General features: G+C 34.5%; 12 protein-coding genes. 6 read left to right on the top strand and 6 right to left on the bottom strand.

The genetic code is table 11. The features are described from left to right. Positions 1–4 precede the first annotated feature (4 nt). The gene (locus NSS74_RS09230) at positions 5–223 is read left to right on the top strand and encodes a hypothetical protein (protein ID WP_002142232.1); all 219 of its coding nucleotides are present in this window, start codon (positions 5–7) and stop codon (positions 221–223) included. A gap of 455 nt (positions 224–678) precedes the next feature. Here NSS74_RS09230 and NSS74_RS09235 read toward each other — a convergent pair whose 3' ends face one another. From NSS74_RS09235 to NSS74_RS09255, 5 genes are all read right to left on the bottom strand, one after another. After that, positions 679–903, bottom strand: a complete 225-nt coding sequence (locus NSS74_RS09235) for a hypothetical protein (protein ID WP_002142230.1) — start codon at positions 901–903, stop codon at positions 679–681. Positions 904–950: 47 nt separating this feature from the next. Then, entirely contained in the window at positions 951–1,832 is an 882-nt protein-coding gene (locus NSS74_RS09240) for an IS3 family transposase (RefSeq protein WP_002140633.1), read from the bottom strand. A gap of 8 nt (positions 1,833–1,840) precedes the next feature. Next, positions 1,841–2,137 carry a transposase gene (locus NSS74_RS09245; protein ID WP_002135468.1) on the bottom strand — a complete coding sequence of 99 codons (297 nt, stop codon included), beginning with the start codon at positions 2,135–2,137 and terminating at the stop codon, positions 1,841–1,843. Between the two features lie 92 nt (positions 2,138–2,229). Continuing rightward, positions 2,230–2,586 carry a DUF6572 domain-containing protein gene (locus NSS74_RS09250; protein ID WP_002142229.1) on the bottom strand — a complete coding sequence of 119 codons (357 nt, stop codon included), beginning with the start codon at positions 2,584–2,586 and terminating at the stop codon, positions 2,230–2,232. 12 nt (positions 2,587–2,598) lie between these two features. Next, the gene (locus tag NSS74_RS09255; RefSeq protein ID WP_002142228.1) at positions 2,599–3,552 is read right to left on the bottom strand and encodes a WXG100 family type VII secretion target; all 954 of its coding nucleotides are present in this window, start codon (positions 3,550–3,552) and stop codon (positions 2,599–2,601) included. A gap of 594 nt (positions 3,553–4,146) precedes the next feature. Between NSS74_RS09255 and NSS74_RS09260 the strand changes: the two genes are divergently transcribed. The 3 genes from NSS74_RS09260 (at position 4,147) to NSS74_RS09270 (ending at position 8,698) form a co-directional block, all read left to right on the top strand. Continuing rightward, positions 4,147–5,772 (top strand): ABC-F family ATP-binding cassette domain-containing protein, encoded by a 1,626-nt coding sequence (locus NSS74_RS09260; RefSeq protein ID WP_002032778.1) that lies wholly within the window; start codon positions 4,147–4,149, stop codon positions 5,770–5,772. Between the two features lie 160 nt (positions 5,773–5,932). Next, a complete protein-coding gene (locus tag NSS74_RS09265; RefSeq protein ID WP_002142226.1) occupies positions 5,933–6,118 on the top strand; it encodes an SRPBCC domain-containing protein in 186 nt (61 codons plus the stop codon). Between the two features lie 606 nt (positions 6,119–6,724). Continuing rightward, complete coding sequence (locus NSS74_RS09270) at positions 6,725–8,698, top strand: LTA synthase family protein (RefSeq protein WP_002142225.1); 1,974 nt, start codon at positions 6,725–6,727, stop codon at positions 8,696–8,698. Between the two features lie 47 nt (positions 8,699–8,745). On the opposite strand, the gene NSS74_RS09275 is transcribed toward NSS74_RS09270, so the two are convergent. Next, a complete protein-coding gene (locus NSS74_RS09275) occupies positions 8,746–10,194 on the bottom strand; it encodes a DHA2 family efflux MFS transporter permease subunit (protein WP_002142223.1) in 1,449 nt (482 codons plus the stop codon). Between the two features lie 173 nt (positions 10,195–10,367). Between NSS74_RS09275 and NSS74_RS09280 the strand changes: the two genes are divergently transcribed. Together NSS74_RS09280 and NSS74_RS09285 are read left to right on the top strand one after the other, a co-directional pair. Continuing rightward, positions 10,368–10,913, top strand: a complete 546-nt coding sequence (locus tag NSS74_RS09280) for a TetR/AcrR family transcriptional regulator (protein ID WP_002127851.1) — start codon at positions 10,368–10,370, stop codon at positions 10,911–10,913. 405 nt (positions 10,914–11,318) lie between these two features. Then, positions 11,319–13,424, top strand: coding sequence for a BglG family transcription antiterminator (locus tag NSS74_RS09285; protein ID WP_002136886.1), 2,106 nt, complete (start codon positions 11,319–11,321; stop codon positions 13,422–13,424). The last annotated feature ends 7 nt before the right edge of the window (positions 13,425–13,431 follow it).

Consider the following 13,431-nt stretch of genomic DNA (forward strand, 5'->3'; position numbering starts at 1 on the left):
CGGAATGAATCCGAAGGAGGTAGCGCAGACACTAGACAGAAACGCAGAACGAGCGGTAAAAATTCAAATGAGGGATGTAGAAACGGGTGGAAACATCGAGGTATTAGGGTACACGTATAACGCACCTGCGGCAACGGTGAGTGTAACATATAAGGACGGCGTTTTGTACACCGCAACGCATACAGGGACACAAAGGAAGGGAAATAATTACGGCGGAGCTTAAACAGGAGGCAGCATAGTGTGGCGTATAGTTTTTACAAGAAAGATCAGGAGCGCGCATTTGTAAAAATGTGTATTTATTAGAACGTGCATTCGTGTTGTGCGGAAAAATATAGACCTATATAATATTAATTGTAAAGCAATCGGCTCACCACTGGCGCAAGATATACGCAGCCATGCCGATAATATAAATCACCACAGGACGGCAATAGCCGTTATACAGAAAGGCGCAGGATTAACCACCCTAGCGCTTTTCATTTTATATGGATGTAATTAATTAGGGATACTGAGGAAAGAGAGGGGTTTACATGCTTCGAATTAAGATTAAGAAGGGGCGGAAACCGTCTATTATATTACTTACGCTGGCTTTATTCGCATTGTGGCTGCTGAATGTATCGGGTAACTTTTACATACAATTATTTTCGGCACTATTCGCCTTATCTGTCATAGCCGCACAGCTTACGGAAACGGCGTTACGCTGTCGAGATAAGAGAGTATAACGATAATAGGTAATAATAATAGTAATAAGTGATAGCGTGAGAGGGGCGATGTGTAATGGCATTGCCTCTTTTTTATGCGCATTTCTTCGTTAATATCCATTGCTTTAACATTTGCATGCGCCTTTTCTTCGATGTCTAGCAGTTGTGTACGCACTTCTTTCGCGAATAAAAAAAAGAGCGCCATTTATGTGCAGTGACCCCTGTCAAGTAGACAGTATTTAAAAAGCGCAACTAAGCAACCTGAGTTCTATATTTATATGGACTCAGGTTATTTAATTTCTTTTGAAATCTTTGATGATTATAAAAGTGCATATATTTACGCACGGCAAGTTTGACCTCATTCGCTTTACGGAAGGAGTATAAATGAAAACACTCTGCCTTAAAGTGACTGAAGAAGTTTTCCATACAAGCATTATCCCAACAGTTGCCTCTTCGAGACATACTTGCCTTCATCTGATATTTTTTAAGTAATTGATTATATTGACGAGATGTATACTGGGATCCTTGATCACTATGTAAGAGGATTCCCTTCACATTTCGTTTTTTCTTTGCCTTTTTAAGCGTATCTAACACAAGCTTTAAGTCGTTTCTACGACTGGTTTCATAGGCAACAATTTCATTATTGTATAAATCCTTAATAGCGGATAAGTACAAGCGCTGTCCATTGAAAATCAAATAGGTAATATCGGTTACCCATTTCTCATTCGGTTTTGAAGCCTGAAACTCCCTATTTAGATGGTTCTCTGAAATCACATAAGCTTCTTTTTTTCCGTAATAAGGTCGTTTTTTCCTAATTACGGCTTTGATACCTAGTTCACTCATCAATCTTTGGATGTGCTTATGGTTCAAATGAAGGTTATATGTGGCTTTCAGCCACACTTGTATTCTTCTATATCCATAAATTCCTCTTAATTTTTTATGACACTCCAATATCTTTTTCTTAATTTCGATATCCTCTGATTGTTTTTTAGAAGGCGTCGTATGCCGTTTTAGCCATTTGTAGTATCCACTTCTGGTTACACCAGCAATATCGCATAGAATGGTCACTGTATAACCTGTTTTTGTCATTTCATGGATGACTTCGAATTTTTTTATTTTGGATACGACTTTCATTCCTCCTTTTACATCCCTAAGAGCTTTTTTAACATTTCATTTTCCGCTTCTAATCGTCTGATCTTAGCTTCAGGATCTTCGGGTCTAACCCTTGGTCTACCTAAACCTGGTCCTTTCGCTTTACCGCGTTTTTCTTCTAGTCCTTTGATTCCTTCAGCTTCAAAGTGTTTCACCCAACGACTTACAACCGAGTGATGAATACCTAATTCTTTCGCAATGGTTTTATAGCTCATGCCTTCTTTTAAGTATAAATCTATAGCTTGTTTCTTAAATTCTACATCGTAAGTGACTCTAATTTTTCCCATGAAAAAATCCCCTCCATAGTAAACAGGTTAATGTGCTTTCTTTTTCCTGTCTACTATAAGGGGATCATATCAATGCGCCCTGTTCCTCTTATTTAACTTAAAGAATCAATAGGTTTATGGTGGAACTCAAATCCATATCCAGATTCTCCTAATTGTTCACTTACAATGTTATAAAACTTTTTCCCATAAAAACTAGGTTCATTCTGCGAATACACTTGTATAATGAATTGTGTTCTTCCTATTGTACTGGGAACTTTTTCATGGATTTCATCACTTTCAATGAATCCTAAATATGTATTGATTTTGTCTTGTAGAAGTAAAATGTGCTCATCGTCAAGTTCTTCGCTTTTATTCCACTCTAAAGCATCAAAGATTGTTAAGTACACATTATCTTTATTATCCTCGTCTATTAAAACTAAATCGACTTGATCCGTATCATGTAATGCCATATAAAAGCCTCCTTATTCTTCTTTTCTTATTACATTTATTTTCGTTGGTGGAATCTCTTCTAAATGTTCAAATGGTGGTTTGTTCCTACTTTTAACAATTGCACCTGATTCCGCAATTTCGGGGAAGGCTTTTTTCTGATTTTTAGTAAGGGGTGCAGTAGGTGACGATTTTAACTCCACTAAGTCAATCTTACCATTTGCGTCCTTGCCTCCTATATCTATACGAGTGCGTACGCCCGATTTTGTTTGTACGGTTATTTGTTCATTCAATTCAGATTTAGGTTTTTGGTGTTTTATAACCTCGAACATTTTTGTTTCGTATTCTTTACCTGCTAAGCTATTAGCTTTTAAAGTTTTCCGTTGTTTTTCTAGTGTGGCTGCTGCATCTATTGCATTGGAAACTTTTTTGGCACCTTTAACGACTTTTATTCCCTTACCAACAGGAGTAAGCCCCGCAAAAACCATGACACCAGCACCAGTGCGTTCCCACCACGAAAGTTTTTCGCCAGTGTCGGGGTCAACACCTTCTATAACGCGTCGTACATCATATTCACCCGATAACTCGCCCGCTAGGTCTCTAGTAACTTTCTCTAAACTTTCGTCCCCTTTTTTCGAAGAAGATGCACTAGGTGATGTGTTGTTATTTTCTGAAGAAGCGGCATTAGCTACAATCTCATCTTCAACTAGATTGCCGTCGTATTCAGCATCTGCTGTGCGGAATTTTTCCGCAGCTCTTTCTAGTTCGTCAGCTATTTTATCGAATTCCGTTAAAACAGTGAACATTTTCGGCTTTGCCTCGTTAAACATTTGATAGAAATGTTGGCTAGTTGCCCCTGTCCAGTTTGCAGCTATGTGTTCTGTTTGATTATATAAACCGTTATGTATCTGTTCTAAGGTGTACCGTACGCCCTTTACCGTCTTGGCTACTTGCTCTAGACGTTCAGGTGTTACTTTTATTTGTACCATACCATCCCTTCTTCTCCTATAATATTTTCACAAGAAAATTATACCATATCTACACATTAGGTGGTGTATGTTACACGAGCACGCTATTGTTATATAAAATGACGTTTCTAGTGCGATTGGTCAGCCATTAGCCGAGTTAATCCCCGACAGTGTATTCGAATTGATACAAGCAGAAAACGAAGGCCTAAACGTAACGGGCCGCGGGATCGGTTGGACTGTTTAACGAAGCGTATAAGAAACGTATGAAATAAATAACGCAACTTGACGGAGATCCTACGGGGTTTCCATCTCTTTTTTGTATGCAATAGGAAACGTCGCCGAGAAATTACGTTGTTAAATACTTTAATGGTAGCAATTCTTGTGATTATATTGCTGGTGTTTAGCGTCTTAAATTATTAATGGATTTTAGAGGAGATTTTTAAATAATTCTTTAAAAAAAGTAATAAAACAACTTATATCATAATTATAAGTTGTAATGATAAGCATGTTCTAGTAGAATTGTTTACAGATGAAAATAAAGGAATCGTAAATTACGGATTTCTGTTAAAATTGGAGAAGGGTTGAGAAACCCTAGGTATTAGTAGGAGGACACAAATGATTACAGTAAGTAACGTTAGTTTGCGTTTCGCGGATCGCAAATTATTTGAAGATGTTAACATAAAATTCACGCCAGGTAATTGCTACGGTTTAATTGGAGCAAACGGTGCTGGTAAATCAACATTTCTAAAGATTTTATCTGGAGAAATTGACCAATCAACAGGTGACATACATATTACGCCAGGTGAGCGTCTAGCAGTATTAAAACAGAATCACTTCGAATATGAAGAATTCCCTGCACTAGAAACAGTAATGATGGGTCACACACGTCTTTATAAAGTAATGCAAGAGAAAAATGCAATTTACATGAAAGAAGACTTTAGTGATGAAGATGGCATGCGTGCTGCAGAACTTGAAGGTGAGTTCGCTGAGCTAAACGGTTGGGAAGCTGAGTCAGAAGCTGCAATCCTTCTAAAAGGATTAGGTATTGGTGAAGATATTCATGATAAAAAGATGTCTGAATTAACAGGGGCAGAGAAAGTAAAAGTATTACTTGCTCAAGCTTTATTCGGTCAACCTGACATTCTATTACTAGATGAGCCTACCAACCATTTGGACTTAAAAGCGATTCAATGGTTAGAAAACTTCTTAATGAACTTTGAAAATACAGTTATCGTTGTATCCCATGACCGTCACTTCTTAAATAAAGTATGTACGCACATGGCTGACCTTGATTTCGGTAAAATTCAATTATACGTTGGTAACTATGACTTCTGGTATGAATCAAGCCAATTAGCATTAAAACTAACGCAAGATTCTAACAAGAAAAAAGAAGAAAAAGTAAAAGAGTTACAAAACTTTATTGCACGCTTTAGCTCAAATGCATCTAAAGCGAAACAGGCAACTTCTCGTAAAAAATTGTTAGATAAAATTACATTAGATGATATTAGACCATCATCACGTCGTTATCCGTTCGTTGGTTTCACACCAGAACGTGAAGTAGGAAATGACCTATTAACAGTTGAAGGTATTTCGAAAACGATTGATGGCGAAAAAATATTAGATAATGTGAACTTCACTTTAAATAAAGGTGATAAAGTTGCATTTATCGGACGTAACGATATTGCGATGACAACATTATTTAAAATTCTTATGGGTGAAATGGAGCCAGATAGCGGTTCATTCAAATGGGGTGTAACAACATCTCAAGCTCATTTCCCAAGAGATAACTCTGAGTACTTCGAGAACAGTGATTACACTTTAATTGATTGGTTACGTCAGTTCTCTCCACAAGATGAATCAGAAAGTTTCTTACGTGGTTTCTTAGGCCGTATGCTATTCTCTGGTGAAGAAGTAAAGAAAAACGTTTCTGTTTTATCTGGAGGAGAAAAAGTTCGCTGTATGTTATCTAAAATGATGTTAAGCGGTGCAAACGTATTAACACTTGATGATCCGACGAACCATTTAGACCTTGAGTCTATTACAGCATTAAACAACGGATTAATCACATTTAAAGGAACATTACTATTCACTTCTCATGACCATCAGTTCGTACAAACAATTGCAAACCGTATTATCGAAGTAACGCCAAACGGTGTAGTTGATAAGGTAGCAACGTATGATGAGTTCTTAGAAAGTCAAGAACTTCAAAAACAAGTTGATGCAATGTACAAAGGTCAATAATAAATGATTAAAACCCTCGCTTTCTTTTATGAGAGCGGGGGTTTTTTAAGTAAACAAATATTCGTTTTAATATAAAGTGGGGGGAGGATTAAAATGAATAATTATTCAAAAATAACATTAGCGATGGTAAGAAATTTTTGAAGCGTGGATAAACCCTGAAATGATGAAGAAATGGTTTTTTACATTGGAAGGGACGGATAAAGTAACGGGAAATACTCCTGAAGTAGGAGGGAGTTGGGAAATTATTGATCATCGTGGCGGAAAAGATTATCGAGCAATTGGGGAATATATCGAAATGAATCGTCCTAAAAAAATTAGTATTTACATTAAAAACGCCGCAGTTTAGTGAATTATTAGATAAAATCACAGTTGAAATAAAAGAGAAACAACAAAGATTTAAAATGATATTTTCACAAAATATAATCGTTGCTCATGAAGAAGATTGGACAAAATATGATATTGAAAAAGCTTTAAAGGGGTGTCATGCTGGCTCTGAGCATGGTTGGAATGTAATATTCATGGGACTGAAAGAATTGGTTAAAAGAAGAGGGAATAGCTACAAAGGATGATAAACGGTAGTCGAAAAAGTGTAGTTTGAGCAAATTGCCCAAACTACACTTTTTATTTTATGAAATTGGGTAGTTTACATGAATGTACCAAAATTGGAGATAGGTTAGTTTGCAAATGAGGAAATAAAGGATTATAGTTTGTGGAGTCATAATTAGTGGATGAGCCTTGGGAGAAAACAGGAAATGTTACAAATGTATTTTGTTAAATAGAAACCAAGGTCAAAATGTTTAAAAAGAAATAGTTGAATAAATAAAAGCTACAAATTATAATTACTAATATTCTTCATATAGTTAAACAAATAAAATCTATTTGAAGAAGAGAAATTGAATAGAGAGACAGACTTATATAAAATAAGCCTTGGATGATCAAAAGAGGTGGAGAGATGCAACAATTTTTATTGAAGAGTAAACGAGTATTAAGTAATCATTTTGGATTTTTCGTATTTGCCGTTATTTTACTTTGGTTAAAAACATATGCCGCATATGTGACAGAATTTAATTTAGGGATATCGAACACAATCCAAAAGTTCTTACTGTTTTTCAACCCGTTAAGCTCAGCGGTTCTATTTTTAGGGCTCGCACTATTCGCAAAAGGGAAACGAGCTTACATTTGGTTAATTATTATTAATTTGCTAATGTCTATACTTTTATACGCAAACGTAGTATATTATCGCTTTTTCAGCGACTTTATTACGTTCCCGACATTAACACAATCGAATAACTTTGGAGATTTAGGTGGTAGTATTTTTGCATTGCTACACTTATATGATCCACTATATTTCTTAGATACAATCATTTTAATTGTTTTAGTCGCAACAAAATTTGTAAATCCTAAACCAATCCGTGTTGCGAAGCATAAATTATCTCTAGTATTTGTAGCAGGTATTTTATTATTTAGCGTTAACTTAGGTCTGGCAGAATCTGACCGTCCTGAATTGTTAACAAGAACATTTGACCGCAATTATATCGTGAAATATTTAGGGGCGTACAACTTTACGATTTATGATGGTATTCAAAGTGCGAAAGCATCAACAGAACGAGCATTAGCGGATGGAGATAATATGACAGAAGTTAGAAACTATCTTTCATCAACTTATGCAAGTCCAAACCCTGAGTATTTCGGTAAAGGAAAAGGAATGAACGTAATTTATATTCATTTAGAGTCATTCCAAAACTTTTTACTAAACTACAAGCTAAATGGTCAAGAGGTTACACCATTCTTAAACTCATTTACAAAAGATGCGAATACGTTATACTTTGATAACTTCTTCCATCAAACAGGGCAGGGGAAAACATCTGATGCGGAGTTCATGTTAGAGAACTCAATGTTTGGATTACCACAAGGATCTGTTTTTACAAATAAAGCTCATAACACGTATCAATCAGCACCGGCTATTTTAGGACAACAAGGATACACATCAGCAGTGTTCCACGGTAACTACAAAACATTCTGGAACCGTGATGAAGTTTATAAATCATTTGGTTTTAATAAATTCTTTGATGCGTCATACTACGATATGAATGAAAAAGATGTAGTAAACTATGGCTTAAAAGATAAACCGTTCTTTAATGAATCAATTCCGTTATTACAAACGTTGAAACAACCGTTCTATACGAAGTTCATTACGTTATCGAACCATTTCCCTTATCCGATTGATAAAGCGGAAGCAACGATTGAACCAGCTAAAACAGGTGATTCATCAGTAGATACGTACTTCCAAACAGCACGCTATTTAGATGAATCTGTAAAAGGATTCATTGATTACTTGAAACAATCTGGTCTATACGATAACTCAATTATCGTTATGTACGGTGATCATTACGGTATTTCAGATAATCATAGTGCAGCAATGTCTCAAATAATGGGTAAAGAAATGAACGCATTTGAAAATGCTCAATTACAACGTGTACCATTAATCATTCGCGTACCAGGAATGGAAGGCGGCGTACAACATCAATACGGCGGAGAAATTGACGTTCTTCCAACGTTATTACACTTACTAGGTACAGATACGAAAAATTATGTCCAATTCGGATCAGATTTATTATCACCAGAGCATAAACAAGTCGTTCCGTTCCGTAACGGTAACTACGTAAGCCCTACAGTTACTGCACTTAACGGCAAATACTATGATACAGCGACTGGGAAACCTGTAGAATTTACAGATGAAATAAAACAAAATGAGCAAATGGTTCAAAAATCACTAAAATACTCCGACCAAGTTGTTAACGGTGACTTATTACGATTCTACACACCAGAAGGATTTACACCGGTAGAACCTTCTAAATATAACTATAACAATCGTGATAAAGATAAAACGAAGGTGAAGACGACTGAAGACGTGGAAACGAAATAAATAATAAAAAATCCTACTCGTATAGAAAACGAGTAGGATTTTTTGTTTTAAGATTTACTTTCAGATTTTTGGAGTGCTACTTTTTTAGGCATAAAACATGCAATAATCAAAGCTACAAAGGATAAAACTAACATAAATACGTAGGCATCACTTGAGCTGAAGATAGAAGCTAATTTTGTTACTTGCATAGCTGATATGCTTCCGTTCTCACTAGATAACTGTGAAGTATGTGAAGTGGATTGAATTGTATACACAGTAATAATGACTGCTGTTCCTATAGCACCTGCTAATTGACGTACGGTATTATTCACTGCGGAACCATGTGAACCGAGTTCTCTTGGTAAAGCGTTTAAACCTGCTGTATTTAAAGGCATCGAAATGAAACTTAGTCCAATGCGTAGAATAATGGTACGAACCATTAAATACATATAAGTGGTGGATTCGGTCAAATCAATTACACCCCACATCGATATAATGATACATATTAAACCTATAATAAAGAGTGGTTTTGCCCCATATTTATCAAACATTTTACCCGTGATAGGTGATAAGAATGCATTAATTACAGCTCCAGGTAATAGAAGTAAACCTGATTCAAAAGCAGTAAAACCTCGTCCGTTTTGCAAGTAAATCGGTAAAAGAATTAAATCAGCATACATAATCATCGTAATGAGTACGTTAATGACTGATGTAAGAGTGAAAATTTTATACTTAAATACGGATAAATTTAATAGTGGATCGCTAGACTTTATTTGACGTAAACAGAATAGAGTTGTAACAATTATTCCGATGATAATTGTAGTAATAACAACTGGATGATCCCATCCTTTACTTCCTGCACTACTAAATCCGAATATAATACAACCAAAGCCAATCGTTGATAAAATGACACTTACGATATCTAATTTTGCTTTTGTTGTCTCAGCAACATTCATTAAATATTTTAGCGCGAGAATAATAACGATTAATACAAATGGAGCGAATCCAATAAATAACCATCTCCATGATACATATTCAATAATAAAGCCAGATAATGTTGGAGCGATGGCTGGCGCAAAAATTATGGCGAAACCGATGGTTCCCATAATACTTCCACGTTTTTCACTAGGGTATAAATATAAAATAACTGTCATCATTAGTGGCATAATAATTCCTGCTCCAACTGCTTGAATCATTCTTCCTGTTAACAAAATGCCAAAATTCATGGCGCATGCACAAAGAACAGTCCCGATAAACAAAGAGAGCATCGAGCAAATAAACAGTTGCCTTGTTGTAAATCGTTTCATTAAAAATGCAGTAATTGGCACTAGAACGCCATTTATGAGCATAAAGCCTGTTGATAGCCATTGTACGGTTGCAGCTGTAACATCAAATACTTCCATTAAATTACTCATCGCTACATTTAATAGCGTCTGATTTAATGTTGATAAAAAACAACCGGAAATGAGCACAATTAATATAATTTTTTTATTTCTTTCTGATATTTCCTTTTGCATTGGTAAACTCCTTCATTGTTGTCTTGATTTATCGACATTGTGTCGATAAAATTAATGGTAACAAAATAAATTTTCTTTGACCATGAACAGTTTTGTTGAAAATGTTCACTACTCGGCACTGAAGGTATGCACTGTCGAGTAAGTAAAGAGAAAATCTATAAAGGAGTTTCAAAATGTCTACACCTAAAAAAGAAGATCCTCGTACAGTTCGTTCAAGAGAAATGTTTAAAAATGCTGTTTTTTCTCTCCTATGTGAGAATCCTAGTATTTCAAGTTTAACGGTTCAAAAAGTCGCAACAAAAGCAGGATTAAACCGAACAACCTTTTATTTACATTATCAAGATATTCAAGATTTACTAGACCAAATCACGAATGAGATTTCAAATGAACTTTCAAATAAAATAGCTGATTTAATACATGCAAAAGATTTATCAGAAAAACAAAAGCTAACACAATTACTTGATTATTTATATATCCATCGAAATTATTTATTTATATTATTTAAAATGAATCAATTTGAGGAGCAACTATTTTTATTTTTAAAAGAGTTAATAGAAACGAGAAGAGAGAATACGAAAAAGGATCTGCCTGATGATTATGTTGCGGTTGATATTAAAACAGCTTCATTGGTAGGTATTATCATGTGGTGGATAAGGAATGGACTTCACTTTAGTTCAGATTATATTGCAAATCAAATTTATTTCATGTACAGAGGGTAATGAGTTAAAAATATTTTATGTATCGACACATTGTATTATTAAGTGCGACACCTAAAGAAAAAAGCCCATATCGCTTCGTATAAAGTAGAAGTTATCACATCACTTACTTCATACAGAAAACTGCCCATGAAGGGTTTCAGGAAGAACTGTCGCACTTAGATTGACAAATTGTCTTTAAAATAAAAAATCGTATTGTATAATTTCATATGCCGCATGTATATAGTAAAATTTTTAAATGAAAGTACAATCATTGCACTGTGCATAAACAAGAATTTGGACTTAATTTTAGAAGAGATACAAGATAAGATATTAATAGAAAGCGATTTCAAACTCTAATTTTGCAAAGTTAGTATCTATACTTGCAATTCTATTTAAGAACAAGTATAGAAAGGGTGTATATCATATATGATATTAGATAATCGAAGTATAAGTATTTTACAGCAAATTATTCAAGCAGATAGCTATGTTTCTGTATCTCAATTAATGGAAGTCATACAAGTTTCAAAGCGAACAATTTATTATGATATGAAGAAAATAGAAGACTGGTTAGTTGCAGAGGATTTAAATTCATATGAATATATTCGCCCTTTAGGCTACTGTTTTGATAATGAAACGAAGCAAAGAGTGATAAAAAAGTTAAATGGATTTACAACAAGCCAATATGAATATTCTCCACATGAACGAAAAATATTGCTGGTTCTTTATATACTAACAACGGAGAAAAGGATTCTATTAGAAGACTTAATAGAACTTGTGCAAGTCAGTCGTAATACTGCTCTTGCTGACTTAAAAAAAATAAAAGCAGAGTTAGTGAAGTTTAAGCTCGCATTAAACTTTAATCGTAAACATGGCTACAATATTATAGGGAATGAACATGGAAAACGAAATATATTAATCTTAAATCTTTCACAAATAATTTCAAAGCATGGATGGGAATATTTAATATCACATGTGAAATATATTACGAATGATAATAAAAGTGTAAAAGGTAATAAAGATCACGAGGAACTTCTTATAATAAAAAATATTTTATCAAATTGTGAAGAGCTTTTAGGGGTCCAGTACACAGATGAGGTACTTGAAAGTTTAAGCGTTTACATGTATTTATTCCGCAATCGTATTGTAAATGGAAAATGTGTTGAGATGGAAGATGCTGAAAAGGATGTACTAAGAGAAACAAAACAATTTGAAGCAGCAAAATATATTGCAAAACAGTTTGAAAGAGTATTTTTCGTGGATTTTCCAATAGATGAAATTTATTATATTACGACTCATTTGTTAGGAGCAAAAGTAAATGCTCAACAAAAAGACTTTGAAAAAAGTGAGATTGATGGAATACATTCAATGGTCGGATATATGATAAAGGATTTTCAACATTATGCTTGTGTTATATTTCAAGATTTTAAAGGACTTGCTTCAGACCTATATCTGCATATGAAACCGGCATATTATCGTGTAAAGTACGGGATTGAAATAGAAAATCCATTACTTTATACAATCCAGCAAAATTATGAAGAAGTATATACTCTTACAAAAAAAGTAATTCATTATTTTGAAGAATATGTTGGAAAAACAGTTTCAGATGATGAAATGGCATATATTACTATGCACTTTGGTGCTTGGATGAGGAAAGAGGGAATCGTTCCCAGCCCAAGAAAAACCGCGCTACTTGTTTGTCCAAATGGTATTGGTACATCACGTATGTTGCAGTACCAATTAGAGCAAGTGTTTTCAAGTGTAGATATTTTAAAAGCCATTTCAAAGCGGGAATATGAATCAAATACATTTGATGTAGATTGTATTATTACTACAACTGAACTGGAGAAGGGGAAAATTCCTATCTTTATGGTAAATCCAATTTTGACCGATTCCGAAAAAGCATCGTTACTACGAAAAGTTAATGTAACTTTATATGGCGAAAATCAAAATGATTCAGTTGATATGATGATGGGTATTATCCAAAAATACACAGACATTTTAGATGAAAAATCTTTAAAAAATGAATTGAGAGAGTTTATGAGTGGTCCGGTACATATTGATAAGGAGGAGAAATATAAGCCTATGTTAAACGAGCTATTAACTAGAGAATTTATAGAGCTTGAGAATCACGTTGAGACGTGGGAGGAAGCAATTCGTGTTGCGTCGGAACCTTTATTACAAAGTGGACATATTTCTGAAGAATATATTTCTGAAATGATTGCGAATGTAAAGAAGTTAGGCCCGTATATTGTAATTGCACCTAAAATCGCTATACCTCATGCTCGTCCAGAAGCAGGTGTCAAAAAATTAGGGATGAGTTTATTACAACTAAAAGAGGGTGTGTTATTTTCAGAAAAACAAGAGCATACTGTAAATTTAATTATTGTATTAGCAGCTATAGATAACGAGACACATTTGAAGGCATTGGCACAATTAAGTGAGATGTTATCTGAACCAACGAACATAGAAATGTTAATGCATTCAAATTCAAAAGATAAAATGCTAGAAATGATAGCTAAATATTCTAATTAAAGGGGAG

The sequence above is a fragment of the Bacillus sp. FSL E2-8868 genome (genome assembly GCF_038005505.1).
In the GTDB taxonomy this organism is placed as follows: Bacteria; Bacillota; Bacilli; order Bacillales; family Bacillaceae_G; genus Bacillus_A; species Bacillus_A mycoides.

Coding starts and splice junctions, on each gene's coding strand:
- NSS74_RS09230 (WP_002142232.1), top strand. CDS start 5: ATGAATCCGAAGGAGGTAGCGCAGACACTAGACAGAAACGCAGAACGA.
- NSS74_RS09235 (WP_002142230.1), bottom strand. CDS start 903: ATGGCGCTCTTTTTTTTATTCGCGAAAGAAGTGCGTACACAACTGCTA.
- NSS74_RS09240 (WP_002140633.1), bottom strand. CDS start 1,832: ATGAAAGTCGTATCCAAAATAAAAAAATTCGAAGTCATCCATGAAATG.
- NSS74_RS09245 (WP_002135468.1), bottom strand. CDS start 2,137: ATGGGAAAAATTAGAGTCACTTACGATGTAGAATTTAAGAAACAAGCT.
- NSS74_RS09250 (WP_002142229.1), bottom strand. CDS start 2,586: ATGGCATTACATGATACGGATCAAGTCGATTTAGTTTTAATAGACGAG.
- NSS74_RS09255 (WP_002142228.1), bottom strand. CDS start 3,552: ATGGTACAAATAAAAGTAACACCTGAACGTCTAGAGCAAGTAGCCAAG.
- NSS74_RS09260 (WP_002032778.1), top strand. CDS start 4,147: ATGATTACAGTAAGTAACGTTAGTTTGCGTTTCGCGGATCGCAAATTA.
- NSS74_RS09265 (WP_002142226.1), top strand. CDS start 5,933: ATGATGAAGAAATGGTTTTTTACATTGGAAGGGACGGATAAAGTAACG.
- NSS74_RS09270 (WP_002142225.1), top strand. CDS start 6,725: ATGCAACAATTTTTATTGAAGAGTAAACGAGTATTAAGTAATCATTTT.
- NSS74_RS09275 (WP_002142223.1), bottom strand. CDS start 10,194: ATGCAAAAGGAAATATCAGAAAGAAATAAAAAAATTATATTAATTGTG.
- NSS74_RS09280 (WP_002127851.1), top strand. CDS start 10,368: ATGTCTACACCTAAAAAAGAAGATCCTCGTACAGTTCGTTCAAGAGAA.
- NSS74_RS09285 (WP_002136886.1), top strand. CDS start 11,319: ATGATATTAGATAATCGAAGTATAAGTATTTTACAGCAAATTATTCAA.